Source organism: Agriterribacter humi, from assembly GCF_009192765.1.
GTDB lineage: Bacteria > Bacteroidota > Bacteroidia > Chitinophagales > Chitinophagaceae > Agriterribacter > Agriterribacter humi.
In genome coordinates this window covers 1-24,874 of the sequence record NZ_VOHQ01000005.1, presented here as the reverse complement: position 1 = coordinate 24,874, position 24,874 = coordinate 1, and the positions used below count along the sequence as shown (strand labels likewise).

Sequence of the window (24,874 nt, the reverse complement as noted above, 5' to 3'; positions counted from 1 at the left end):
ATGTCGTGTATGGTTTAACGGTATTGCCTTATCAGTGCCGGCCTTTGGGTTATTTCGTGATAGCAGATCGCATTTTCACTAAAATAATGAAATACCATACTCTTCCTGGTTTTCACTTTATTAAGATGAGGATCCCCGCCATGAAAGAGGTTGGCATGCCATATGATCAGATCGCCTTTTTTCGCGAAGAACTTTACTTTCTCCAGTTTTTGCGCTTTGATTCTTTCCGCTATCATATCCTCATAATCAGCATAGGATTTCTTTCCCAGGAAGAATGCATTTCCTTCATTGCCATAATCGCCATTCAAATAATAGGGTAACTTATGGCTGCCGGGATAATAATGTAATGGCCCGTTTTCATTCGTAATATCCTCCAGTGCAATCCAAACACCCAACAGTCCTCCTAATGGAAAAGTAGTCATATGGATACTGTCGGAATGTGTTGCCTGTTCGCTGCCTTTTAAAAAATTAATGCTTTGAAAAAGTATGGCTTTGCCTCCAAGCAAAACAGAAAGCACTTCTTTAAGATCCTCATTGTTGCCGGTATTCCATATCAGGCTGGAAGCATGAATAGCAAACATGATTTTATTGCGTTCATTTAACTTTAGCTTTCCCTGTTCCAGCAATCCACTGATTTCAGCATTAATAGCCTCAGCCTGCTGAACAGAGAGATAATTATCAATGATGGCAAACCCTTTGTCATTAAAGGAAAGAATATATTCTTTGGCGCGATCACTTATGCTGCTGAAAAGTGCACATGCCGCAAGCTTTTGTTTATCTATTGCAAGGCTTTCAGATAAATTTTTCGGCAAACCCGCAAAGTCTTTGCTTGACAGGGAAGAATAATATTTTTTCTGTAATCCTAATTTTTTATACAATGGTACATTATGTGCCAATTGATTTTTATGAAAGAAGTTGTATATGGCATATACCAGTTTCGTGCGTTTGATGAGTTGTATCATATTCAGTAGTCAATGAAAATAAGCGGTTTGCAACTTACCTCAGTATAATACCACTTCTTCCTTATCCCATTCCACCCTTACTTTTTGAGAAATGATGGAGTCTATTGCTTTGCCGCAATAATCGGGTTGTATGGGCAGTTCGCGGCTGAAGCGGCGGTCAATCAATACACACAGTTCCACTTTATCGGGGCGGCCAAAAGCAAGCAGCGCATCCAGAGCTGCGCGAATGGTTCTGCCTTTATGCAGCACATCATCAATCAGCACTACTTTTCTGTCTTCAATTGAAAATGGTATATCCGTTTTATTGGCTTCGTGCAGTTCACTGCGTACATCATCACGGTAAAACGTAATATCCAGTTTGCCATAATCTATAGAAACAGAAGGAACCAGGTGGCGTATATGAGCTGCTATCCTGTCACTCAAAAAAACACCTCTGGGCTGAATGCCGATCAATACGGTATTATCCAGATCGCTATGGCGTTCAATGATCTCATACGCCAGGCGCTGTATGGTGAGGTTTAACTGGTAAGGATCGAGAATGGTTTTCAATGCATGAATATTTTTGACAGCGAATGTAACTTATTTTTCACCTAAAAAAGAGTAGGCATAATCTACGGGCGGATTAAAAGTTTCTTTAATGGTTCTGGCGCTCAGCCAGCGATACAGGTTCAGCATACTGCCGGCTTTATCGTTGGTACCACTCGCTCTTGCACCGCCAAAAGGCTGCTGGCCTACCACTGCGCCGGTGGGCTTATCATTAATATAAAAATTACCGGCCGCATGGCGCAGCTTATTCGTAGCCAGCTCTACTGCGGCCCGGTCCTTCGCAATCACCGAACCCGTTAATGCATAAGGCGAAGTTTCATCTACCAATTGCAGCGTTTCCTCGAACTTATTGGCATTGTATACATATATAGTCAATACAGGTCCAAAAATTTCTTCACACATGGTAATATACTTCGGATTCTTTGCTTCTATTACCGTAGGCTGAATAAAATAACCTTTGCTCTTATTGCACTTACCACCCACCAGCACTTCCGCTTTCCTGTCTTTTTTTACGTTATCTATATACGTTTTTATTTTATCGAAAGCTTTTTCATCAATAACCGCATTAATGAAATTGGAAAAATCTTCCACTGTTCCCATCTTAAAACTTTTTACGCCATCCACCAGTTTCTTTTTTACTTCTTCAGCAATATTATTGGGGATATATGCTCTTGAAGCAGCAGAGCATTTTTGTCCCTGGAATTCGAATGCCCCGCGCAACAAAGCGGTAGCAACCACGGCAGCATCAGCACTTTTATGAGCGATAACAAAATCCTTACCACCCGTTTCGCCCACAATGCGGGGGTAACTTTTATAAGAAGCAATATTTTCACCTATGCTTTTCCACATGGAATTAAATACACCCGTAGATCCTGTAAAATGCACGCCGGCGAAATCGCGGTGTGCAAAACAAATCTTTCCCAGCGTTGGTCCGTCTACGTAAATCAAATTGATCACACCATCAGGTAAACCTGCTTCTTTTAAAATGCGCATGAACATCTGAGCGGCAAAAACCTGTGTGTTGGCGGGTTTCCATACCACCACATTGCCGCACATAGCGGCCGATGTGGGCAGGTTGCCACCAATGGCCGTAAAATTAAAAGGCGTAATAGCCAGCACAAAACCTTCCAGCGGCCGCCATTCCATACGGTTATGAATACCTGCTGAACTTACGGGTTGCTGTTTATATATTTCGCTCAGGTAATGTACATTGAACCGTAAAAAATCAATGAGCTCGCAGGCAGAATCAATTTCTGCCTGGTAGGCATTTTTGCTTTGGCCCAGCATGGTAGTGCCATTCATGTACGAACGGTACTTTGTAGCGATAAGGTCGGCGGCTTTCAGAAAAATATGCGCCCTGTTTTCCCAACTCATGCCAGTCCATGATGCTTTAGCCGCCAGCGCTGCATCAATAGCCTGCTGCACGTGTTTTTCATTGCCTTCATGAAAATATCCCAATACGTGGTTGATCTCATGTGGCGGATGAATGGCTGTCTTCTTTCCTGTTCTCACTTCCTTACTGCCGATATACATGGGGATATCCGCCGTTTCTTTTTTAAGTTCCGACAATGTTTTTTTTAAAATGTTTTTTTCATTGCTGCCTGCTGCATAGTTTAGTACAGGCTCGTTAGCCGGTAAAGGATAGCTGAAATAACCTAAACTCATAACTGTAAGATTGATGTAACGAATAGATTAAGACGCAAAGATAAGACAGATTCAGGAGCAGCACTTATGACTTACCACTTGCTACTTACTACTTCATATCACCTGGAAGCCATAGGCGTAAGGATCATCTTCTGGATCAATCGTGATGGTATTGTAGCCGTAAATTCTTGCCCAGCCTTCAATGCCGGGGCGAATGGCAGGTTTTCCGTGTATATCCAGTTCTTCCTCAATGGTTCCCGTAAATGTTGAACCGATGATGCTCTCATGAATGAAAATATCTCCCTTTTTGAGCTTTCCTTTGGCGTACCATTGCGCCATGCGGGCAGAGGTGCCAGTTCCGCAGGGGCTGCGGTCAATGGCTTTATCGCCGTAAAAAACGGCATTGCGTGCTGTAGCATTTTTATCCAAAACGGCGCCTGTCCATAAAATATGTGAGCACCCTTTTATGGTAGGATCCTCCGGATGAACAAATTCATATTTTTCGTTGATGCGTTTACGCATTCCCCTTGCCCACGCAATCAGTTTATCGGCGGTATAATGTTCCAGTCCTTTAAAATGAGGCTGTACATCTATTATAGCATAAAAATTACCGCCGTAGGCAATATCAATCACAAGTTCTCCTAATTCGGGACAATCAGCAGTTAATCCTTCCGCGGCCAAAAAAGCGGGCACATTGGTAAGCTTTACAGATTTAATTTTTTTGCCTTCCTGTTTGTAACTGATCCGTACCAGTCCGGCAGGAGTTTCCATGCGTATAACGCCGGGTATTTGCGGTACAATTAATCCTTCCTCCAGTGCAATGGTTACGGTACCGATAGTGCCGTGACCGCACATGGGCAGGCAGCCGCTGGTTTCTATAAACAATACGGCTACATCATTTGCAGGATCATGTGGCGGATATAAAATGCTGCCGCTCATCATATCGTGACCACGGGGCTCAAACATCAATCCTTTTCTTATCCAGTCATAATCCTTCAAAAAGTGCTGCCTTTTTTCACTCATATTTTTCCCATGCAGTATGGGACCGCCGCCTGCTACGAGGCGAACAGGATTGCCACAAGTGTGCGCATCTATACAAAAAAACGTTTTTTTCATTTTGAGATCGCTGCATTGGTCCATTCATTGTTCACTATTCTCCATATATATTGCGGATTGCTGTTCTTCAGTGCATCGGGCAGCATACGGTCATTAAAGCCCTGGAAACATACCGGCCGAACCCACCGTTTAATAGCAGTAGTGCCAACCGATGTAAATCTTGCATCTGTAGTAGCGGGATAGGGACCGCCATGTACCATACTGGCACATACTTCAACGCCTGTGGGCACATCATTTAAAATGATCCTTCCCGCCAGCGTTGTTTGCAAATCAATAATATCGTAGTTAGCGGCAATATCAGCGTCAGTAGCCATAACGGTAGTGGTTAACTGTCCCTTCAGTTGTTTCAATACCGCTATTAATTCTTCTTTGCTATCGCAACAAACTGCTAAAGAGTAAGGACCAAAAACCTCTTCCCGGAAATGCGGGTTTTGTAAAAAAATATTTCCCTTCACTCTGGCTACTGTAGGAAAAGCCTCTCCGTCCCCCGCTTGTTGTTCGGATTCCCCTATCTTTTCAATGCCTTTTTGCGATAATGCCCGGTCCAATGCTTTATGATAAGATGTATGAATGCCGCTATGCAGCATTTTTTGAGGAATGATCTGTGTGATCTCTGCGCCGAGCAGGTTTAAAAAATTGTCTAAAGCTTCACTTTGTACAGCAAGCAGCAACCCGGGATTGGTGCAAAATTGTCCCATGCCAAGCGTAACGGATGCCGCGTAGCTTTTGGCCAATGCAACTGTATTTTGCTCCAGCGTATCGGGCAAGAAAACTACTGGGTTGATACTGCTCATTTCCGCGAAAACAGGAATAGGTGTTTCCCGCTGATTGGCATATTCCCATAACGCTTTACCTCCGCTAAAGGAACCTGTAAAACCCACACCAGTTGTATTGGGGTGTATCACCAGGGCCTTACCTGCTGTGCTACCGGAGCCTAATACATGCTGTACTGTATGAGCATGTACTCCTGTTTTTGCAATTGCTTTTTGTATGGCTTCAAAAACCAATTGAGAAGTTTTGGCATGAGCCGAATGACCTTTAATAACCACCGAAGAGCCCGAAGCCAGGGCACTGGCTGTGTCGCCTCCCGCAGTGGAAAAGGCAAAAGGAAAATTGCTTGCACCAAAAACCACCACCGGTCCTACAGGCAATAACATTTTACGGGTGTCGGGTTTTGGAGGCGTTCTGTTCTTATCTGCGGTATCAATGGCGGCCTCTACCCAACTTCCTTCTTCAATAAGGCGGGCAAACATTTTTAACTGGTTGGTAGTGCGGCTTAGTTCTCCGTTTAAGCGGGGGAGAGGAAGGTTTGATTCTTCATGGGCTACCGGTACCAACGATGTTCTTGCCGCTTCTAATGCTGCGGCTATTTCATTTAAAAAAACGGCGCGTTGTGCAGGGCTTAGGGTTTTATAACTGTTAAACGCATCCTGCGCGTTTTGCATTACCATATCAATATCGTTCATTCCTTATTTTTTTGATGCGCCAAGATACTGCATTTTAGTGAGTGGCGGGTAGTGAATAGTCAGTGGTAAATGGTGAGTAGTGAGTAGTCAGTGGTGAATATTGAACCGAAGTGAAAGCGGTGAGAAGAGATTGTGGGATCAGGCCCCATCGATAACCGGACGTGTGGCTAAAGCACCACTGATCACTTTCAGTACCTGTTCTCTTTCTTTACCGATGAGCGCCAGGCGCGGCGCTCTCACATACTCGCTGCCGATACCCGTTTGCGCTTCTGCCAGTTTAATGTACTGTACTAATTTAGGATGAATATCCAATTCGAGCAATGGCATGAACCATCGGTACAGACCCAACGCCTCTTCGCATCTCCCTTCTTTTACCAGGCGATATAGCTCAACGGTTTCGGCAGGAAAAGCACATACCAGCCCCGCCACCAATCCATCGGCGCCCAGGGCAAGTTCTTCAAAAGTAAGCGTATCTACACCACAAAGTATTTTAAACCTTTTGCCAAAGCGATTGATCATACGCGTTACATTGGTTGTATCACGTGTTGATTCCTTAACGGCTTCAATGTTTTTTACAACACTCAGTTCATCAAACATATCCAGGGTAATCTCAATTTTATAATCAATGGGATTATTATACAACATAACCGGCAGATCTGTGGAATTAGCAACAGTGGTAAAGTAAGTAACCGTTTCCCTGTAGTCGCTTTTATACCGCATAGGAGGCAATAGCATTAGTCCGTGGGCGCCCCATGCTTTGGCCAATGCCGCCTGCTGTATCGCTTCACGTGTTGAGCCTTCGGCAATATTTAAAATTACAGGTATGCGGTCCTGGATTTTTTCAACAGCAAATTTTACCAGTCTTTCCTTTTCATCCACAGTAAGCACACTGGCTTCGCCCAGGGTACCGCCTAAAATAATGCCGCTAACGCCGGCTTTTAATTGCGCATCAAGGTTCTTTTCAAAAAGCGGAAGATCTAATGCATCACCGGAGGTAAATTTTGTAGTGAGCGCAGGATATACGCCCGTCCATTGGATTGTCATTGGTTATTTGTTGATATTTTTACAAAGATGTCTTTTTTCGCTTTCCTTTTTCATAAAATACACTGTATAAGTTACCTGGCTCATGGCTGATAGCCCACCCCTGTTTTTACAAGATGTGATAGCAGTATACCCGTAGCCACTGCCGCATTGAGCGATTCTGCCCGTCCTGCCCCCGGAATGGTTAGCTGTTCTTTGCAAAAGCGCAATAATTCCGGTTGAACACCTTTCGACTCATTGCCCATAAGAAGAGCTCCATTCAATACAGGGGGACACTGATATATTGATTTTCCATGCAATGTGGCCGCATATATGGCAATGCCGGTATTTTGTTTGCACCAGTCAATAAGTTCTGTATATATAACATTTACGCTCAGCAAACTGCCCATTGTTGACTGAACAACTTTAGGATTGTACAGATCTGCACATGCTTTATTGCATATGATGGTACCAATACCAAACCAATCGGCTATGCGAACGATAGTACCAAAATTACCGGGGTCCTGGATACTATCAAGCATCAAAAAAATGCCGGGGGGAACTGTAGCCTCATGCTGTTCTTCCTTTTTTTTCACAATGGCGAGCACCTGGTTGGGCGTGTTGCGTGAAGATATTTTTTCCAGGCCGGCTTCTTCTATAAGAAAAATACCTGATGGATCCATCCGCTTTATAAGTGCTTCGTTATTATTTAGCCAACTTTTAACAGTATATAGCGAAAGTATTTTATCTGGTGCATGCAACAGGAATTCTTCCGTAATTTTAGGGCCTTCAATTACAAAACATCCTTCTTCATCCCTTAATTTTTTATGGTATAAACTTTGAATATATTTGACCCTTGATTTGCTGAGCATCCTTATTTTTATTTATGCCTGATTCACCAACGAAACGCACATGTAAATTTTTTTTCACAAAAATAATGTATATAAGGCGTTCCCTGTCTGCCGACCAGGCAGGCATCCGGCAAAATATCAGCGCTGAAAACGGCAAATTAAAAAAAATACGGATGAAAATACATTCTTCTTTCTTTAATCATTCCTATTTTATCATAATCATTTTAGGACTGGTATCATCATGTACGGTAGTTAAAAAATACCAGCCCTATAAGCCATTCGTTTTTGAGAACGAAATTCATATTAACGGTAAAATGAACTCCGGTGAGAAGAAGGAACTGGAAAATAAGCTGGAGACCCAGATTGAGGATAGTGTAAAGCCCGTTTTTAAAAGTGTTTTGTTTGTGCGTCATGTTTTAAACCGGCCTGCGGTTTTCGACAGCAACTATATCAAGCGATCAGTTCAGAACATGAACAATTTGCTGCACAATAATGGCTATTACCGGAGTGATGTACAGGCAGAATGGAATAAAGTGGATACGGTTATCCGCAATGATAAACCCGACCAATACCGCCTGAAAGTAAATTATAATATCAATACCGGAAGTCTTTTTCGTATAGATTCCATAAGCTATCATTTCACGGACACTACGTTGCAAAGACTGGTAAACGAAAACAAGGATAAATCGCTGTTAAAAAAATCGGAAGCTTTCAGCAATCAGCAAATTGATGAAGAGCTGAACCGGCTTATTGAAGTATTCCGTAACAATGGGTTTTATCGTATTAACAGGGAGATGCTGAAAGCACAATTAGATACCGTGAATGTATCTTTAATAGACGCCTCTGCGGATCCTTTTGAACAAATACAGTTGCAGGTAGAGGCTCAGAAAAAATATCAAAATCCAACAATTGATATTGCCATCCTGGAAATACCGTTAAAAGACAGTTCCATTACACAGTTATATAAAGTGGGCAATGTAGTTATTTTGCCTGATGAGCCGGCAGAATTAATGACAGGCATGCGACGGGACGTGGAGCGGACAGAATATGGAAATTACAGCATTTACAGCCGGTATAATCTCTTTAAACCATCTTTCCTGGTAAAAAGAATTGCACTGAAGCCCGGCGAACTTTTTCGGGCATCAAATTTCAATAAAACGCTCCTCAACTTTAACCGTATTGAGGCCTGGCAAAACGTTACGATCAATGCACGTCCGCGGGATTCCATTGAACCGGCAGTGGATTTTTTTATACGCATGGTTCCTGCAAAAAAATATTTTTTCAGCGCCGACTTCGAAGGTTCCAGTATTCTGTCGGCACAAAATCAACTGTATAATGCAGGTAATAAGGGGCTGGCGCTTAATTTCCAGTTAAAGAACAGGAATGTTGCCCGCCAGGCATTGCAACTGGAAAATGTATTAAGAACTGGGATTGAATTTACAGATTTCAGTAAGATACTTTCTACAGAAATGGGATTAAGCAACCGGCTTATTTTTCCACGTTTACTCACGCCATTTAAACTAAAAAACCAGGAAGATTTTTTAAATGCAAGAACATACGTGAACTTAGACGGGTCGTATATAGACCGGTATAAATATTATAAGATCAATACATTGAATGCATACCTGGGGTACGAATTTCAGAAAAGGGCCAATATTAACTGGCAGATCAGGTTCCCTAATATTGAATTTACCCGCATTTATGATATTGACCTGGGTTTTGAACAGTTGATCAGAGACTATCCGCTCCTGTCTTATTCTTACAATAACGGGCTTATTATGGGCATTAACGGAACGTATACGCGGAGGTTTAATACTTCAAATCCACGGATATTTAATTACCTGAGGTTATATGGTGAAGAATCGGGATTGCTTATAGGTGCTTTATTTAAAAAACAAACGCAGGATGGTAAACCACTTGGCCAGCTATACCGCTTTATAAAGCTAAGTGCAGATTTCAGGCATTATGTTACACATGCCAAATCCATGTGGGCTTACAGGGTATTTGCAGGTTACGGACTTGGGTTTAAAACCGAAAACCGGCAGGGAGATATTTCACTTCCATTCTTCAGGCAGTTTTTTGCGGGAGGACCCAACAGCATGCGGGGGTGGCAACTGCGTAAATTAGGCCCGGGTTCCAGCATTTTTTATGATACACTCAGGGTCCGTACGATTACTACAGATCCCCCGGGCGTAGTGGAGAAAAAATTCGACGACAGGTATGCCGATATTCAATTAGAAGGAAATGTTGAATACCGGTTCGATATTTTTCCGGTGTATGGTTACTGGTTGCGCGGAGCCTTGTTTACAGATATCGGTAATGTTTGGGTAAGAAGATCTTCAAGCCCGGAATTTAAATATGCTGTATTTGATTTGGGCAGGTTATATAAAGATATTGCTGTAGCCGGAGGAGCGGGGTTGAGGCTTGACTTTAAGTTCTTTTTATTGCGGTTTGACCTGGGCTGGCGGTTAAAAGATCCGTTATACGCATCGGATGAATATATAAAACCGCAAAACGATGGATGGTTTATCACTTCCAACATGAGAAGACCTGCTTTCCAGTTTGGGATAGGTTATCCATTTTAGAACTTTACTGCTCATTACACTCACCACGTACAACTTACCACTTACTTCTTACCACTTTGTTGCTTCATCTCTTCTGCCATTTCCTGAAAGCCTTCCATGCTCATAGCATTTTCCAAAGTAAATTCTCCTATTCTTGTACGGCATAAGCTGCTGAGGTAAGCACCACATCCCAGAACATTTCCATAATCATGCGCTAAACTTCGTATATACGTTCCCGTAGAACATACTACTTTAAAATACAGTTTAGGCAATTCAATATCCGTAATGGTAAATTCTTTTATGAACAATGTTCTTGGTTCCAGTTTTACGGCCATCCCTTTGCGGGCCATTTCATATACACGCTTACCGTCTTGTTTAATAGCGGAGTGTGCGGGAGGTATTTGCTGAATTTGACCGGTGAATTGTTTTGTGGCTTCATGCAACTGGTTTTCTGTTATATGATTGTAATCTCTGAAATTTTCCGGTTCACTTTCAAGGTCATAGGTAGGCGTTGATGCGCCCAGGGTAAAACTGCCGGTGTATTCTTTTTCACGGGACATATATTCATTTATTTTTTTTGTGAATTTTCCGGTACACACGATCAGCAATCCTGTAGCTAAAGGATCAAGGGTACCGGCATGACCTACTTTTTTTATTTTTATGGTAGAACGTATTTTTCTCACAACATCAAAAGATGTCCAGTGTAATGGCTTATTGATCAGTAGCGCTTTTCCTTCGGCAAACGGATTATTATGTTCAGGTTGCATGCGGTTTAAAAATTTGAAGCAAAGATATGGGCAAGGAATATGAAATGTGAAAATGCCTGCCCGACTAAATAGGCGGGTGGGAAATGTGGGAATGTGAGAAGTGTGGAGATGTGGGAAATAGAGCTATGTGTGTGACTTGAATTCGATTGTTTTTCGGATTTCAGATTTGCAGTTTCGGGTTTGAATCCGCCACGGCGGACAGGTTTTATTTGGTTCTTGTTATTTGTTTTTTGGTCTTTTCTTCGGCTCGCTTATAATGCCTGTCTTGCTTTCAATTCAATATACTTATTAATTGTATTTACAGTTACCTGCTGAGGAGTAGTTAACATGGAAAGTATGCCATGCTGCTGGAGTTCTTTTACAATCAATCTTTTTTCAAAAGCGAATTTGCCGGCAATGGTTTTAATGTAGATGTCTTCTATGTTTTCGGCTGGTTTTTCCCTGAGCGCTTTCAATTCCGTATTCTCAAAGAACACTACCAGTAGCAAATGATGTTTGGCTATTTTGCGCAGGTAGGGCAGTTGCCGCTGAAAACCGGGGATAGATTCAAAATTGGTGAAGAGGATCAGCAATGCCCTGTTCTTTATTTTACCGCGAATATGAGTATACAATGCTTCAAAATCGGTTTCTGAAAAATGCGTTTGCTGGCGGTATAAATTTTCCAGTATCATTTCCATTTGTATGCCTTTGCGGTCTGCAGGTAAAAAAGTATCAGGCTGACTTGCAAAAGTGAGTAGCCCGGCCTTATCGTGTTTAAGCAAAGCTACATTGGTTAATACCAGCGATGCATTAATGGCATAGTCTAAAAGCGTCATCCCTTCAAAAGGCATTTTCATATTGCGCCCCTTATCTATGAGACAATAAATATGCTGGCTTTTTTCATCTGTAAAAGTGTTCACCATCAGGTCTCCTTTCCTGGCGGTAGCCTTCCAGTTCACATTCCTGTTGTCATCGCCATGCACATATTCCTTTATCTGCTCAAATTCCATACTACTGCCGGATTTGCGTAAACGCCGTATGCCCGTTTCATTCAGCGGGTTGCTTGCCGCCATTAGCTGGTAGCGTTTCAATTGTTGAAAAGAGGGATATGCAGGTACTGTTTGCTGCTGTTCAAAAACAAACCGGCGTTGCACCAGCGCCATCGGACTGGTTACAAAAGCATTGATATTACCGAAAGCGTATTCACCTCTTTGCTGGGGATGCAATATATAGGTTAAATGATAATCCTGCCCGCCTTTAAGTACAGCTTTCCTTTTCCAGCTTCTTTCCTGAAACTGAAACGGCAGTTCATCAATGAGTTCAACCCTTACCGTAAAAGTATAATGGTTTCCAAGCTGTATGTGAATGATATTATCATCTCCGTTACTAAACCGTTCTGCGGCATTTCTTTTGCCGGTAAGGCCGTGCAGGCGCGCATACAATACAATAGCATCCACCACTACCAGGCAAGCCACCAGCAGTAACAGAAGTTGGCCTGCCATCATAAGTATGGGAATAAAAAAAGAAACGATAAACAACAGCACAATACCTGCCAGCAACATATATACGTTGCGGGTAAGCATAAAGGAACGGTATAAGGCCACAAGTTTTTTCAATATTTATCGCGGTATTTCCAGTGCATGAATAATTTCTTTTATTACATCATCTTCTGTCGCACCCTCCATTTCCTTTTCGGGCGTTAAAATAATGCGGTGGCGTAATACGGGAGGAGCCATTTCAAGTATGTCTTCAGGCGTTACAAAGTCACGGCCCTGCATAGCCGCTGCGGCTTTTGCCGACATCATTATAGCCAATGATGCCCTGGGAGAGGCGCCAAGGTAAATGGATTTATGCGAACGGGTAGATGTTACCAGGCGGGCAATAAACTGCAATAGCTTTTCCTCAATCAGTACAAGTCTCACCAATCGTCGCAGTTCGCTGATCTGTGCTGCCGATAATACAGCATTTAACTGTGCGGCTATTTCTTCTCCCGGTGTTTGATGAAACCTGTTCAATATGGCAATCTCTTCTTCTTCGGTAGGGTAGGGAACGGTTATTTTAAAAAGAAAACGGTCTAACTGCGCTTCAGGTAAACGATAGGTACCTTCCTGTTCCACGGGGTTTTGTGTGGCCAGCACCATAAAAGGTTTTTCCATAGGATGCGAATACCCATCTACCGTTACCTGTTTTTCTTCCATCACCTCAAATAATGCCGCCTGCGTTTTAGCCGGCGCGCGGTTAATTTCATCAACCAGAACAATATTGCCGAAAATAGGCCCGCGTTTAAACTGGAAGCCGCCTTCCTTCGGATTGAAGACAGAAGTACCCAATACATCGGATGGCATCAAATCGGGCGTAAATTGTATGCGTGAGAAATGCAATGCAATACATTTAGCCACCAATCTTGCGGTTAAGGTTTTGGCCACGCCCGGAACACCTTCTATCAATACATGCCCGTCGGCAAGCAGCGCCGCCATAATTAATTTGACCATGTCGTGCTGCCCAACAATTACCTTGCTTATTTCGCTGCGCATTTGCGCTACAACTTCATGCAGTTGTGAGAGATCCGTTCGGGGCTGAAATACATTTTCTTCCATGCTAAGTAATTTTATAAAAGCGTTCTAATAACTGATAAAACTCAGCTACCTGCCGGTCGTGAACAGCAGGCACTTCCTGTATAAAGCGAATATAGTCTGTTATAGATTGAATGGTATGCACACTGCATCCTGATTTTTGAGAAAGCCGTGTAATAAAATCCGCATCCATATTTCCGGTAGCTATATTAAAATGACTGTGGACATGCTCCGTGAAATAAACAATCATTTTCTGGCAGAGATTTTTATTATCCCGCTTTTGAAAGTATAAACGGCCGATGGTTTTTACAAAATCCAATGAATCATTTTGAGGTGCAGCAACAACAGGTATCATGCGCTGGTTTCTTTTAATACCAAGCAATACAAATAAAATCAATCCTGCAAGCGCCGTTAATAAAGCCATACGAAAAGCCGGTTGTTCCATTAATACCCGGAGGGGAGATGGATCTTTTTGTCCGCTGTTTTGAGGCTTATGCAGGTAATATTCGTCCCATGCCACGGTTGATGCCCCGGCATCCATAGAAGAAAGCAACTGGCTGTAATAACCCATGTTTTGGTTATGCAGCAAAAAATAATTGCTGAATGCGAGTGGCGCGGTGTGTATAAAAAAGCTGCCATCTCCCACACGCAAACGAATGCATGAGGCCCTGCTTTCACCTGACGTACCCAGTACGTACGACATGGAAGAATCAATGGTATTGAACCATGAATTGAATTTTCTGCCGGGATAACCATACTGGTTATCTGTTTTTGAAAATGGCGGATGTATTAATCCCAACTGCAGCGTATCTAATTCACTAAAATTGTCATACACAGGAAAGCCCGCATCTGCATAACTTAAATTCAAATGAAAAAAATGCTGCGCATCGTTGCTCAGGTCGTACGATGATATCAGCACATCATTACCCCTGCCTACAAAATGAAACAATTCCGTCAATTCTTCATCACTGGCATTAAAATCTTTGCAAATAATGATTATAGCCTGCCTGCCCGTATCATAATCCAATACCGCCTCATCCCAATAACCCGGCGCTTTTTTGTTGATGGTTATTTTTGCCTGTGGAAATAAATGAGAAAGGCTCTGGTAGGCTACATAGCTTCCGTAAGGAATCTTATCATTTTTACTTAATGTAATTCTGTGGTCGAAATTTTTCTTATTCCCTCCTATCAGCAATGCCAGTAATAGTAAAAGCAATAAGCTCCCTAACAGGTATGGTATTGCTTTTTTCAAATGGATAAGCCTGCTTTTTGATACAGTGAAGAAAAATCGCTTACAACACTTTCATATTGTTGTTTGTTCACAGGCATTTCGCCGTACCATGCATATTCATAGCTGCGGGTAACATTAAAAAAATCCCTATAGCAGGGCCGGGAATACAATTGGGCCAGGTATTCACTATTGGTGGTATCGGTACCGTAGCTGATCAAACCATTTTCAGAAAATGTTTTTAACAATAGCAGGTAGGAAAAACGAATGGCCAAACGGTAATCTCCCTTCTCCGCTGCCTTATCAGCGGCTTCCTGCAGGTCGGTAGTAAAAAGGTTATCTGCATCACCCCCCTTCGCCTGTGCGGCTAATATTACCGTTTTGCCTGAACCAAAAATATTCATTTTGTTTTGAACAAGAAACCAAATTACTGCGGCAGCAAATAATGAGAGCATAAGCAGCCATATGATCTGCCTGAACAGAGGCGAGCGGAGCATTGTAAAAACGGTTTCCCAAAATTTTTCCCAAAATGAATTGCTTTCCGTCTTTTTGTTTTGGGCATGCCTGTCTTTATTAGCATACCAGAAAGCATTGTCACCTTTCAGATTTTGCGTAATGGAATCGGGAACAAACCTGTTTTTTATAATTGATGAATCGTATAATGATTCAGGATCCTCTTTACCTGAAAAAAATAAAGTATCCAGGTCCGGTTCAGCAAATTCACTTTCAGAGTGGTAGCCGCTCAGGCTGTCTAATTGCGCTTCTATACTGTCTTTCTGTTCTATTGCCCGGATGCTGTCTCTGAATTCCTGGCCATAGGCAACAACAGGCGCAAAAAGATGTATAAAACCGGGGAGGAAAATGTATATATAAAAAAAGCGTCTGATCACATTATACGGTTTTGCGGGCTAACATGCGTTTTTGCACCCGCACGGGATAAATAATATAATACCAGGTGATGTAGGAAGCAGAAAGCAGTAAAATAAAACCACTTAACCACCACGGCATTGTATAATAACGCGTAATAAATCCTTCAAAAAAGGCTGCTACCATAAAAACCGGGATAAGACTGGCTAATATGATAACGCCATCTTTAGCTCCCCGCATAAATGCATCTAACCTTTTACCCGTTCCCGGAAACATCCAGCCCTTGCCCAATACAATGCCCGCCGCGCCTGCAATTACAATAGCTGATATTTCCAGTGTGCCATGAATAAAAACAGTTAGCACAGATTGCATGCCCAATCCTTTTGCAAAGAACATTTGTTCAAATGCGCCCAGCCGAACGCCTTCGGTAAGTAAGGAAATGATCAACGGAATGCAAAGCAAAAGTCCCTGCGCAAAATAGCCAAAAGCCACAAAAAGATTATTGATCATGATCCCCATCCACATCAGCAGTTCACCTCCTTCAGCGTATACGCCAAAGGGCTTACCTTTTTCAATATTCTCTTCCGTCATATTCACATAACCATCACTCAGCATTTCGCGCACAAAAGTTTCATCATGCTGCGAAGAATAAAAACCGGTTATAAAAAAAGTAATAAAAAGTGCTGCACAAAACAACAATACGCCATGATGTTTACGAACGGTAAGAGGTACGGTATACTTCCAGAATTCAGTAATGCGGTTGCGCTCCTCTTTCCTGCTCTGGTAAATGCTCATGTAAGTTTGCGATGCCCTTGCATTCAAATACCGGGTTACCCTGCTATGCGGGTAAAAGGTTTTGGCATAGGAAAGATCGTCTACCAGTTGCGTGAAATCTACACCGGTTTCGTCAGCATCTTCTGCCGGCATGTGCTGTGTTTTCAGCCACCTGTCTTTATGCTTTTTTATAAATAAGGCTTCGCGCAACGGTAATTAAATTTGCTCCAATTTAAATAAATACTTAACATCGTTTAAGAACTGACCCAAATATATATTATTGCATACTTATGGGTAAGATTTTTATTCCTACCAGTTTTAATATTGATCTTGAATTTGAAAGCGCTCCTTTTCATACAAGAATGATAGCCTGGATCATTGATTTTGTGCTGCAAATATTTTATATCATCATTGCTTACAATGTATACGCTTCCGCCGCAGGTAATTATGCACGTAATATTTCAGGATACGACATGTGGGCCCTGCAACTCATTATATTGCTGCCCGTGTTCACCTATCATTTTTTTTGCGAATTGTTCTGGAACGGGCAAAGCGTGGGGAAAAAATTACTGGGCATAAGGGTGGTGAATGATAACGGGGGCAAAGCCGCTCCGGGTCAGTATATGATCCGCTGGCTGCTGCGGTCATCCGATCTTTCTATTCCGATTATCATCATAGCTATTGTATTTGGCTGGATAGGCGCATTAAAAGCATTGTGGATAACAACGCTGATGTTTGTTGCAGACCTGGTTTTGGTAGCAGTGCATAAAAAGTCAAAAAGGCTTGGAGATTTGGCCGCCGGGACACTCCTCATAAAAGCTAATCCCAAAGGAAATCTTGAAGACACCATTTTCATGGAAGTAAGCGACAGCTATGTTCCTGTATTTCCACAGGTAATGCGCCTGAGCGACAGAGATATTAATACGATTAAGGGTATTTTGGATACGGGCCGCCAAACAGGACATATACAGATGGTGGAAAACGCTTCAGTCCGGGTAAAGAATGTATTAGCCATTCAAAGTACCATGCCTGCATTTGATTTTTTAGATACCTTGTTAAAGGATTATAATTATTTATCAACGAAAGGATAGGAGGTTCCAGGTTGCAGGTCCCAGGTTTCACGGGAGCAAGTTCGCAAACTGTTCTTGTGCCCCGAAACCCTGCAAACAAACCATAAACTCTAAATCTTCTCAATCCGCCTTTCCCGTATCCACATCCCAGTCATCTGTTCTGAAAGGATTTACAGGCAATCCCTGTCCGTCCGGGCCGGCTTCTTTGCTGAAAATATTGGCTATTGCCGTATTGCTGAACGCAAAGCGAACAGCTACAGGGTTTTTAATTTGTTTGTTGTAAAGTATTACATGATCTCCATCAATCTTTACATCGGCAGGCAAAAAGTTCTTATCATCTCCGGCAATATAAAATTCAGTTGCTTTCTTTTCTCCTCCTTTTATGATTAGTCCATTGGGGGCATTGTCGAAATACACCGTTACTTTATTTTTATTTACTTCCATGTTTTTATACATGGGACTTTTATAAGTGATCCCTTCTTTTTTGTAGGTTTCCGCCAGAGCCCAGGCGGCCAGCCGTGCACCTACATCCTGCTTATTTTTTGGATGAATGTTTTTAACATCATCTACCAGGTCTGTTATTACAGCCATGCCTGTATTGGGATGTGTGAGCGTTTGGGTTTGCGCTTCTCTTAATAATGCCCCTATATTTTTATTGCCATAGGCAAAGGGGGCTATCTGTACGTAATAAAAAGGAAAATCCTTGTTCCAGTCTTTGCGCCAGCTATCAATCAGGGTTGTCATCAATTCTTTATAGGTAGATGCTGTGCCTGCATTGCTTTCTCCCTGGTACCAGATGGCGCCTGCAATATTAAAAGAAGTGATGGGAGCGATCATAGCATTATAGGCTCTCCCCGGTGCGTTGGGCCACCAGTTGGTTACGCCAATTTTAGCTGCAGCCGCTTTCAGTTCCGGATCGTTTTCCACCAGTTCTTCCGGTGTCCATACTTCGGCAGGGGTACCGCCCCAACTGGTATTGATAAGCCCAATGGGCACGTTTAATTTTTGTTGCAATTGTTTTCCAAAATAGTAAGCTACTGCGCTAAAGCTTTTTAATGTTTCCGGGTTGCATTCTGTCCACGTAGCCGCGCAATCATCCTGGGGAGTTAGCGCTGTGGTTTTGGGAATATGAAAGAAACGGATATTGGAATTGGCGCTGTTCGGAAGTTCGGCATCCATTTGAGGTAAACCATTCAGGCTGCTCCATTCCATATTCGACTGACCGGAACATACCCACACTTCACCAATCAATACATTATTAAGCACAATCGTATTATTGCCTTTGAAGGTAATAGTATAAGGACCACCCGCTGCAGGCGTTTTGATTGCAATATTCCATTTGGCATCACCCGATGCAATGGTAGAATCAACTGTTGTGCCCCATGATGTGGTAATGAAAACCTTTTCTCCGGGAGATGACCAGCCCCACAGATTTGCGGTTGACTGCTGTTGCAATACCATATTATTGGAAAGTACTGCAGGAAGGCGAATGTTGGCAAATCCTTCGAAACTCAGACCTATTAAGATAAAACTGGCCCAAAAAAACAATGCAACGCTTTTATTCATACGGTTTATTTTATACCGAAAAGGTAACAAACAAAAAAAGCATAGCAAAATCAATTCTATCTTTGTCAAAATTTTTTCAATGTCAATGCATACCGCACTCATAGGTGAACTCAAATACGAAGCATCAAATACGCGCAAAATACTGGAACGGATACCCGAAGAACAGTTTAACTGGAAACCACACGAAAAAAGCATGTCGCTGGCGCGGCTGGCCTGTCATATAGCGGAACTACCGCAATGGATTGATCATATAATGACAGGTACTGAATTTAATTTTGCCACGGATGTTTTTAACCGGATAAATGTTTCTTCAAGAGATGAATTAATAGCAATTTTTGACCTTACCATACAACGGGCGGTTGAATTTCTGGAAAAAACCTCTGATGAACAATTGAACATCCGATGGACGCTAAGAAGAGCTGAGCTGATGCGTTTTGAATTGCCCCGGAAAGTGGCTATTCGCAACATGGTAATGAATCATATTATTCATCATCGGGGACAGTTATCGGTATATCTCCGTTTGCTGAATGTGCCGGTGCCGGGTTTATACGGACCTTCGGCTGATGAAAGATAGCCTCACCCCCCGCTGAACGACATTCAGCCCCGCCTGAATGGCTCAGTCGGGCAGGCGGGCGGACTCTTGTCCCTCTTCACAAGTAGAGATGGACGGCACTTTGGTTACAAACCCGGACAATACATTCTTCCACATCTGCTATAAAATATTACCCGGCAAAGTCAAACCACGGATGCTTTCATTTTACCTCCTAATCTCATACCTGAAACCTCATATCATCTCCGGAATATGAAGTTCATTGCTGACGGCTGATTGCTGACACCCACCACCTACTTGTTTTTTACATACCGAAACTTGTTGCCGTTCAGCAACGGATGCTGTCCCACAAGCATGTTATTCGTAAACAATAAAGTAAAATCTTCAAAAAAAACTTCTGCCACCCATTTTTCAAAAGCAAATTCAAAATTATTCTGAATTTTATTGGTTACGATAAAGGTGAAAGGATGATCCGGAAAAAGCGGGGAAAAGATATGCAGGGAATCCACCTGCTGTTTAGGGAATTTTACTATGCCATTTTTATCGGTGAATAATTTTTGCCTTCCTCTTGCGGTATACAAAGTACATTCAATGCCGTTCACCAACGCAGGATTTTTATCTGTGAATTTTACCGTAACAAAATTATCATTTACCCTCCTGCCCGATAGAAGTTTGAAATCTCTTAATGGTTTTACGCGACTGTTAAATACGATCGAATTTTTTTCCTGCGCCCATCTTCCCGATCCATAGCGGTCGAGCCCGCCATAGGTGAAAAAAAATGTAAAAGTATAATTGGGTTTTAACTGAAATCCGCTTGCGGTCTCCTGTACACCTTCAAGAAAATATCCCCCGGATACATCATCAGATTGTTGGGCCGGCAGTGGCGAAACAAAAAAGCATATACTGAATAATAATTGAAATACTTTTTTCATGATGGGTAAAGGTTGATAAATGGGATTTACAATGATAGTCCTTTCTTTTTCATTTCTTCTACCAGTTTTTTGGGTATAGGGCGGCAGGAGCAATGTTTTTTATGCTCCATATGCCATTTAACCCTTTGCTCAAAATTGGCATTCGCAGGCATCCGGTTCTTTTCGTGCCATGCACGGTTAATGGAAGAAGTCTTTGTCACTCTGGTGTGTTTAATAATAAAAATATGGGTTCATTTATAAAAATAATGCCTTTTCTCTTTTCATTTATTGCAGCCCGTTTTCTTAACATATGTATAAAAAAAGACGGCCATTATCTTGTTATAATCGCAGAATACATGGAGGCATGTCCATATACAGAAGGGCGTTCGCTCAGCAGCCGGACAGTGTTAAAACCCGCATCCCAAAATAAGTTTTGTAACGCTGTAAAACTTACCGGAAAGGGCACCCATACCGGTATGGGTTGATTGGTATTGTATTCCACAATTAAAAACCGCCCGTCTTGCTTTATATGAACTGCAATTTTTTTTATAAAGGCATCTTTGTGTTGCACATAATGAAATGCATTAGCCATAAGTATTCCATCAACTGTATCAAATGGCAACTTATCGCCGACAAAATCGGCTTTGTGTTTTTCGATGCTTACTTGTTTATAGGATGAGGGTATTTGTTGCAGGGAGGCGGCGTTGCTGTCTATAGCATACGCAAGGCTTCCCGGAGAGAGCAGATTTGCAAGCGCCAGGGTAAAAGTTCCTTTGCCACATCCAAGGTCGGCCCAAACCATTTGTTCTCCAGTATGGAAGTAATCATTATTAAGCATTGCTGCCGCCTCATCTAAGCGCATAAAGAAATAATTTGTTTCGATTAAATCAATATATTGAAATATTTACCGGATGGCTGAAATGATGTCTTTGAGTAGCTTGTTTTCATCCATTACATGCAAACCCAAACGTACTACCACTAATTTTTTTGAAGGGATGATGTAAATATCCTGCCCACCGAAGCCATCAGCAAAATACATGTCAGCCGGCACATCAGTGTACCAGCGTTGCGAAGGATCATTCTTATTGAAACCATTTAACCAAAACTGGTATCCATAATGTTGTAGTGTATCTGCTACCGATGGCTGAACCGTTGCTTCTACCCAATCTTCAGGCAATAATTGTTCATTGTTCCATTTACCATTATTATAGTAGAGCAGGCCAAAGCGGGCATAATCACGGGCTGTTGCATAGCAAAAGGAAGAACCCACATAAGTTCCCGATGCATCAGGCTCCAGCACTATAGAATACATGCCTGTTTTATAGAAAAGCGATTCATAAGGAAAAGCGTGATAGTTTTCGCCCATGGCCTGCCGGACGATCCTGCTTATAATATTGCTGTTGCCGCTGGAGTAGTTGAATACAGTACCGGGCGTATATGCTAACGGAAGTTGTGCTGCATAGGCTGCAGCGTTACCTTTTTCAAAAAGCATGCTGGTTGCACCGGATGGTTTTCTGTAATTCTCTTCATAATCCAACCCGGTAGTTTGCTGCAGCAACTGCTTTAAGGTAATTTTTTCTTTTCCGGTACCCTTCCATTCCGCTACGGGCGCCGGAGCATTTACATCCAGTTTTCCTTTTTTTACGAGAATACCGGTTAATGCGGCTGTTATGCTTTTGGCAACAGACCATCCCGGCAGGAGTGAATTTTTATTGTAGCCATGAGCATATTTCTCAGCCGCCAATTGACCATTATATAATACTACAATTGCGTTTGTATATACAGGATTCCCATCTTTATATTCATTGAGTGCTTGCTGCAATATCGTATCCAGCCTCAAGGGATCAATTCCCGGAGGCAATGTATCCGGCAACTGGTTGCCATTGGGCCAGGCAATGGTATCGGTATTTTTTGAAGGCTTTACCGGAAGTATAAAATGTTGTGCTTTTATTTGGGTTTCACTGCTATCGCTCACCAGTGTTGCGCCCAGTCCTTTGCGGTAAATAGCTTTTCGTTTTGCCAAACCCCATATCGTTCCGGTAACCGATGAATCCTGTTCATTTAAAGTATAGTCTGCCAAAGAAAAAGGGAAGGCATAAAGCTCTTCCTCAATAACTTTTTGTACACTCCGGTGCTGAAGGTAAAACGCAGAGCATATTATTTTTGCACCGTATGCATTTATAACAGATGCAGCCAGATAAACATATCTTGTCACAATAACAAGTAAACAAATAAACAGTAAAAAAGCAATGCGGTAAAAGACCTTTTTACGGGGCATAGTAAACTGTATAATTGAAGAGTGATAGTTCCCGATACCGGTAAATGCATTCTTCAAAACAAGCTAACAATATCCCAAAAGATAGTAAATGATTACAAAAACAAGGATGCCACCCAAACATCCGCCTCCCCATTTGTAAGCGCCGTATCCTGCAAGTAAAGTTCTAAGCCAGTTTTGCATAAAATTTATTTTGGTTTTATATATATAAAATTATGCCAGCATATCGGAAGGGCTCCTTGTATGAAGATAATTCTTTTGTAATGCAATTTACGAGGATGTTTTTCCGGTTAGTAAATTTATTGGGGAAATTATTGGACATCTTAGAAACAATGTTTGAAGAAAATATAAAATGACAGTCATTCATTATTTAATAGTCCGAATAGACCGTAGGCTGCGTTAGTATAGTTTCATTTCTTGAAACGTTGTTTTTATATTCCGGTTTTGCTGAAAGTTGTTTCCATACGGCATCATCCCTGAATGCCTGCCAGTGTGCTTCCCTGTCAGCCATGTTTTCAAAGCTGGTCATATACATCAGGTTAGGCATGCGGCTTCCGGCAATTACTTCACCGTAAAAAACTGCATTGAACTGAAGCCTTTTAAAAAGAGGGATTTCCCCGCCTTCATTAAACATGTGCACTTTATTCCAGTATAGTTTTTCAGTAGGGCTTTCATAACTGCGCAATTCATATACCCTTTCATTTTTGTTCGATTTTAATTGCGGTATTGCCGATTTTGGCGCCAGGTGAAAGGCACGCAGTAAAATAGATTCCATCCTGGTATAGGGCGCTGCATTGTAAGCCGCATCCGTATAAGCTTTTGACGCATTAGTATAATCAGCATTTTTTTGCAATTGTTGTGGCAGCGTAAGTAGCTGTTCCATTGAGTTAAGCGGAATAAGAACGTAAAGTCTTTTGTCGGCGGCAGTATCGTTGCTCAATGGCTTAAAAGCCCCGATATTTTTAATGCCTGCTTTATGTAATGCTGGTATATAGGCTTCCGACAAATATTTGTCCAATACTTCTTCCTGTGCAGTTGTAGTAAAATGATATAATTTTATCTCATAAAACTCCCTGTTATTTTTTTTATTCTGAGCAATAGCGTTTGTAAAAAAAAGGATACCTAAAACGGAAGACAATAATAAATGCGTGCTCTTTTTGATCATGGCAATTTAATTTGTCCCCAAAATAAACTAAATAAGCCAATGGAGCTTTGGGGAGATAGATTTTTTATTTGATTTCAATTTTCTTTCTGCCTGCTGTTGGAATTTTATAGTGCAGGATGCTTTTTTGGGTAGTTGCTGTTTGTTACCATCATGTACCAACCTGTTTTGTATAAGGTTGATTTGTTGGTTCTATGATGAGATATATTACATTTGTATTTGAAAAATAATCATTATGCCTTCATTTGATATGGTAAGCAAAGTAGATGCCCAGCTATTGGACAATGCTGTAAATGTTACTAAAAAAGAGATCACTAACCGTTTTGATTTTAAAGACGCCCATGTGGTAATTGATTTGAATAAAAAAGAATTTAAGCTGAATATAGAAACGGATGATGATATGAAGATGCGGCAGTTGATTGATATGCTCATCAACAGGGCACATAAGCAGGGTATCGCTCCCGAAGCTTTTGATTTGTCAAAAGAAGGATCGCAAAGCGGTAAAGTATGGAAAAAAGAAGTAACCGTGAGGAATGGGCTTAAGCAGGAAGATGCTAAAAAGATAGTTAAACATATAAAAGATGCAGGCTTAAAAGTACAGGCTTCTATTAATGATGACCTGGTAAGGGTTACTGCAAAAAAAATTGACGATCTGCAGACTGTTATACAGGCTTCCAAAACATGGGAGTTGGGTATTCCGCTGCAGTATGAGAATATGAGATCATAGGGAATACAGTTTAATAGTTTATTGTTTGTAGTTTGTTGTTAGCGTTCGACTTTTAACACCTGTGACCGGGGATAGACGTTGCGGAGGGAGTCATATGTTCGTTTGAATTTCGGATTTTTAGACTTCGGATCATTGCTGTCCGGTAAAAATAGAATAATTCTTTTTTCAAACGGCTGGTTGCGGTTTTGCGGTTAAGATTTGGCTGTTTAGTATTTTCCAAGCCCCTATGTTGGAAATAAGGAAGGATTAAAAAGTT

At 41.8% G+C, this 24,874-nt stretch carries 24 protein-coding genes; 4 read left to right on the top strand and 20 right to left on the bottom strand.

What is annotated here, in order from left to right:
* Positions 1-14 precede the first annotated feature (14 nt).
* The 7 genes from FRX45_RS10395 to FRX45_RS10365 all read right to left on the bottom strand — a co-directional run bounded on the left by FRX45_RS10395 (position 15) and on the right by FRX45_RS10365 (position 7,626).
* The gene (locus tag FRX45_RS10395) at positions 15-962 is read right to left on the bottom strand and encodes a phytanoyl-CoA dioxygenase family protein (RefSeq protein WP_152268360.1); all 948 of its coding nucleotides are present in this window, start codon (positions 960-962) and stop codon (positions 15-17) included.
* A gap of 39 nt (positions 963-1,001) precedes the next feature.
* Positions 1,002-1,511: a bifunctional pyr operon transcriptional regulator/uracil phosphoribosyltransferase PyrR gene (gene pyrR / locus FRX45_RS10390; protein ID WP_152268359.1), complete on the bottom strand. Its 510-nt coding sequence runs from the start codon at positions 1,509-1,511 to the stop codon at positions 1,002-1,004.
* Positions 1,512-1,541: 30 nt separating this feature from the next.
* The gene (gene pruA, locus FRX45_RS10385) at positions 1,542-3,173 is read right to left on the bottom strand and encodes an L-glutamate gamma-semialdehyde dehydrogenase (protein WP_152268358.1); all 1,632 of its coding nucleotides are present in this window, start codon (positions 3,171-3,173) and stop codon (positions 1,542-1,544) included.
* 93 nt (positions 3,174-3,266) lie between these two features.
* Entirely contained in the window at positions 3,267-4,268 is a 1,002-nt protein-coding gene (locus FRX45_RS10380; protein ID WP_152268357.1) for a 4-hydroxyproline epimerase, read from the bottom strand.
* Positions 4,265-5,734, bottom strand: coding sequence for an aldehyde dehydrogenase (NADP(+)) (locus FRX45_RS10375; RefSeq protein ID WP_152268356.1), 1,470 nt, complete (start codon positions 5,732-5,734; stop codon positions 4,265-4,267). Before FRX45_RS10375 ends, FRX45_RS10380 begins: the two co-directional genes overlap by 4 nt.
* A gap of 138 nt (positions 5,735-5,872) precedes the next feature.
* Positions 5,873-6,778: a dihydrodipicolinate synthase family protein gene (locus tag FRX45_RS10370; protein WP_193311659.1), complete on the bottom strand. Its 906-nt coding sequence runs from the start codon at positions 6,776-6,778 to the stop codon at positions 5,873-5,875.
* A gap of 80 nt (positions 6,779-6,858) precedes the next feature.
* Positions 6,859-7,626 carry a TrmH family RNA methyltransferase gene (locus FRX45_RS10365; protein ID WP_152268355.1) on the bottom strand — a complete coding sequence of 256 codons (768 nt, stop codon included), beginning with the start codon at positions 7,624-7,626 and terminating at the stop codon, positions 6,859-6,861.
* Positions 7,627-7,691: 65 nt separating this feature from the next.
* Between FRX45_RS10365 and tamL the strand changes: the two genes are divergently transcribed.
* Positions 7,692-10,190: a translocation and assembly module lipoprotein TamL gene (gene tamL / locus FRX45_RS10360; protein ID WP_193311658.1), complete on the top strand. Its 2,499-nt coding sequence runs from the start codon at positions 7,692-7,694 to the stop codon at positions 10,188-10,190.
* 41 nt (positions 10,191-10,231) lie between these two features.
* Here the strand turns inward: tamL and truB are convergent, their stop codons facing one another.
* From truB to FRX45_RS10330, 6 genes are all read right to left on the bottom strand, one after another.
* Complete coding sequence (gene truB, locus FRX45_RS10355; protein ID WP_152268353.1) at positions 10,232-10,936, bottom strand: tRNA pseudouridine(55) synthase TruB; 705 nt, start codon at positions 10,934-10,936, stop codon at positions 10,232-10,234.
* A gap of 251 nt (positions 10,937-11,187) precedes the next feature.
* The gene (locus FRX45_RS10350) at positions 11,188-12,531 is read right to left on the bottom strand and encodes a DUF58 domain-containing protein (protein ID WP_226805226.1); all 1,344 of its coding nucleotides are present in this window, start codon (positions 12,529-12,531) and stop codon (positions 11,188-11,190) included.
* Positions 12,532-12,534: 3 nt separating this feature from the next.
* On the bottom strand, positions 12,535-13,512 hold the full coding sequence (locus tag FRX45_RS10345; RefSeq protein ID WP_152268352.1) for an AAA family ATPase: 978 nt from the start codon (positions 13,510-13,512) through the stop codon (positions 12,535-12,537).
* Position 13,513: 1 nt separating this feature from the next.
* Positions 13,514-14,740, bottom strand: a complete 1,227-nt coding sequence (locus FRX45_RS10340; RefSeq protein WP_152268351.1) for a DUF4350 domain-containing protein — start codon at positions 14,738-14,740, stop codon at positions 13,514-13,516.
* On the bottom strand, positions 14,737-15,606 hold the full coding sequence (locus tag FRX45_RS10335) for a hypothetical protein (RefSeq protein ID WP_152268350.1): 870 nt from the start codon (positions 15,604-15,606) through the stop codon (positions 14,737-14,739). The genes FRX45_RS10340 and FRX45_RS10335 overlap by 4 nt, the downstream gene beginning before the upstream one ends.
* A gap of 1 nt (position 15,607) precedes the next feature.
* The gene (locus FRX45_RS10330) at positions 15,608-16,567 is read right to left on the bottom strand and encodes a stage II sporulation protein M (RefSeq protein WP_152268349.1); all 960 of its coding nucleotides are present in this window, start codon (positions 16,565-16,567) and stop codon (positions 15,608-15,610) included.
* 80 nt (positions 16,568-16,647) lie between these two features.
* Here FRX45_RS10330 and FRX45_RS10325 point away from each other — a divergent pair, with 80 nt between their 5' ends.
* Positions 16,648-17,448 carry an RDD family protein gene (locus FRX45_RS10325; RefSeq protein ID WP_152268348.1) on the top strand — a complete coding sequence of 267 codons (801 nt, stop codon included), beginning with the start codon at positions 16,648-16,650 and terminating at the stop codon, positions 17,446-17,448.
* Positions 17,449-17,547: 99 nt separating this feature from the next.
* On the opposite strand, the gene FRX45_RS10320 is transcribed toward FRX45_RS10325, so the two are convergent.
* Positions 17,548-18,993 carry a sialate O-acetylesterase gene (locus FRX45_RS10320; protein WP_152268347.1) on the bottom strand — a complete coding sequence of 482 codons (1,446 nt, stop codon included), beginning with the start codon at positions 18,991-18,993 and terminating at the stop codon, positions 17,548-17,550.
* Between the two features lie 79 nt (positions 18,994-19,072).
* Between FRX45_RS10320 and FRX45_RS10315 the strand changes: the two genes are divergently transcribed.
* Positions 19,073-19,567, top strand: a complete 495-nt coding sequence (locus tag FRX45_RS10315; RefSeq protein ID WP_193311657.1) for a DinB family protein — start codon at positions 19,073-19,075, stop codon at positions 19,565-19,567.
* A gap of 269 nt (positions 19,568-19,836) precedes the next feature.
* On the opposite strand, the gene FRX45_RS10310 is transcribed toward FRX45_RS10315, so the two are convergent.
* The 5 genes from FRX45_RS10310 to FRX45_RS10295 form a co-directional block, all read right to left on the bottom strand.
* Positions 19,837-20,475: a hypothetical protein gene (locus FRX45_RS10310; RefSeq protein WP_152268345.1), complete on the bottom strand. Its 639-nt coding sequence runs from the start codon at positions 20,473-20,475 to the stop codon at positions 19,837-19,839.
* A 26-nt stretch (positions 20,476-20,501) separates the two neighbouring features.
* A complete protein-coding gene (locus tag FRX45_RS23275; RefSeq protein ID WP_193311672.1) occupies positions 20,502-20,675 on the bottom strand; it encodes a hypothetical protein in 174 nt (57 codons plus the stop codon).
* A gap of 110 nt (positions 20,676-20,785) precedes the next feature.
* Positions 20,786-21,316, bottom strand: coding sequence for a class I SAM-dependent methyltransferase (locus tag FRX45_RS10305; RefSeq protein ID WP_152268344.1), 531 nt, complete (start codon positions 21,314-21,316; stop codon positions 20,786-20,788).
* A 42-nt stretch (positions 21,317-21,358) separates the two neighbouring features.
* Positions 21,359-22,732 carry a serine hydrolase domain-containing protein gene (locus FRX45_RS10300; protein ID WP_152268343.1) on the bottom strand — a complete coding sequence of 458 codons (1,374 nt, stop codon included), beginning with the start codon at positions 22,730-22,732 and terminating at the stop codon, positions 21,359-21,361.
* Positions 22,733-23,099: 367 nt separating this feature from the next.
* Positions 23,100-23,894: an NIPSNAP family protein gene (locus tag FRX45_RS10295; RefSeq protein WP_152268342.1), complete on the bottom strand. Its 795-nt coding sequence runs from the start codon at positions 23,892-23,894 to the stop codon at positions 23,100-23,102.
* A 232-nt stretch (positions 23,895-24,126) separates the two neighbouring features.
* Here FRX45_RS10295 and FRX45_RS10290 point away from each other — a divergent pair, with 232 nt between their 5' ends.
* The gene (locus tag FRX45_RS10290) at positions 24,127-24,618 is read left to right on the top strand and encodes a YajQ family cyclic di-GMP-binding protein (RefSeq protein WP_152268341.1); all 492 of its coding nucleotides are present in this window, start codon (positions 24,127-24,129) and stop codon (positions 24,616-24,618) included.
* Between the two features lie 52 nt (positions 24,619-24,670).
* On the opposite strand, the gene FRX45_RS23540 is transcribed toward FRX45_RS10290, so the two are convergent.
* A partial coding sequence (locus FRX45_RS23540; RefSeq protein ID WP_226805218.1) for a hypothetical protein occupies positions 24,671-24,874 on the bottom strand: 204 nt, incomplete at its 5' end.

Excerpts from the sequence above, each read along its gene's own strand:
- FRX45_RS10290 (WP_152268341.1), top strand. The coding sequence starts at position 24,127 with ATGCCTTCATTTGATATGGTAAGCAAAGTAGATGCCCAGCTATTGGAC.
- truB (WP_152268353.1), bottom strand. The coding sequence starts at position 10,936 with ATGCAACCTGAACATAATAATCCGTTTGCCGAAGGAAAAGCGCTACTG.
- tamL (WP_193311658.1), top strand. The coding sequence starts at position 7,692 with ATGTATATAAGGCGTTCCCTGTCTGCCGACCAGGCAGGCATCCGGCAA.
- FRX45_RS10300 (WP_152268343.1), bottom strand. The coding sequence starts at position 22,732 with ATGCCCCGTAAAAAGGTCTTTTACCGCATTGCTTTTTTACTGTTTATT.
- FRX45_RS10325 (WP_152268348.1), top strand. The coding sequence starts at position 16,648 with ATGGGTAAGATTTTTATTCCTACCAGTTTTAATATTGATCTTGAATTT.
- pruA (WP_152268358.1), bottom strand. The coding sequence starts at position 3,173 with ATGAGTTTAGGTTATTTCAGCTATCCTTTACCGGCTAACGAGCCTGTA.
- FRX45_RS10365 (WP_152268355.1), bottom strand. The coding sequence starts at position 7,626 with ATGCTCAGCAAATCAAGGGTCAAATATATTCAAAGTTTATACCATAAA.
- FRX45_RS10320 (WP_152268347.1), bottom strand. The coding sequence starts at position 18,993 with ATGAATAAAAGCGTTGCATTGTTTTTTTGGGCCAGTTTTATCTTAATA.
- FRX45_RS10315 (WP_193311657.1), top strand. The coding sequence starts at position 19,073 with ATGTCAATGCATACCGCACTCATAGGTGAACTCAAATACGAAGCATCA.
- FRX45_RS10295 (WP_152268342.1), bottom strand. The coding sequence starts at position 23,894 with ATGATCAAAAAGAGCACGCATTTATTATTGTCTTCCGTTTTAGGTATC.
- FRX45_RS10395 (WP_152268360.1), bottom strand. The coding sequence starts at position 962 with ATGATACAACTCATCAAACGCACGAAACTGGTATATGCCATATACAAC.
- FRX45_RS10375 (WP_152268356.1), bottom strand. The coding sequence starts at position 5,734 with ATGAACGATATTGATATGGTAATGCAAAACGCGCAGGATGCGTTTAAC.
- FRX45_RS10345 (WP_152268352.1), bottom strand. The coding sequence starts at position 13,512 with ATGGAAGAAAATGTATTTCAGCCCCGAACGGATCTCTCACAACTGCAT.
- FRX45_RS10370 (WP_193311659.1), bottom strand. The coding sequence starts at position 6,778 with ATGACAATCCAATGGACGGGCGTATATCCTGCGCTCACTACAAAATTT.
- FRX45_RS10380 (WP_152268357.1), bottom strand. The coding sequence starts at position 4,268 with ATGAAAAAAACGTTTTTTTGTATAGATGCGCACACTTGTGGCAATCCT.
- FRX45_RS10305 (WP_152268344.1), bottom strand. The coding sequence starts at position 21,316 with ATGCGCTTAGATGAGGCGGCAGCAATGCTTAATAATGATTACTTCCAT.
- FRX45_RS10310 (WP_152268345.1), bottom strand. The coding sequence starts at position 20,475 with ATGAAAAAAGTATTTCAATTATTATTCAGTATATGCTTTTTTGTTTCG.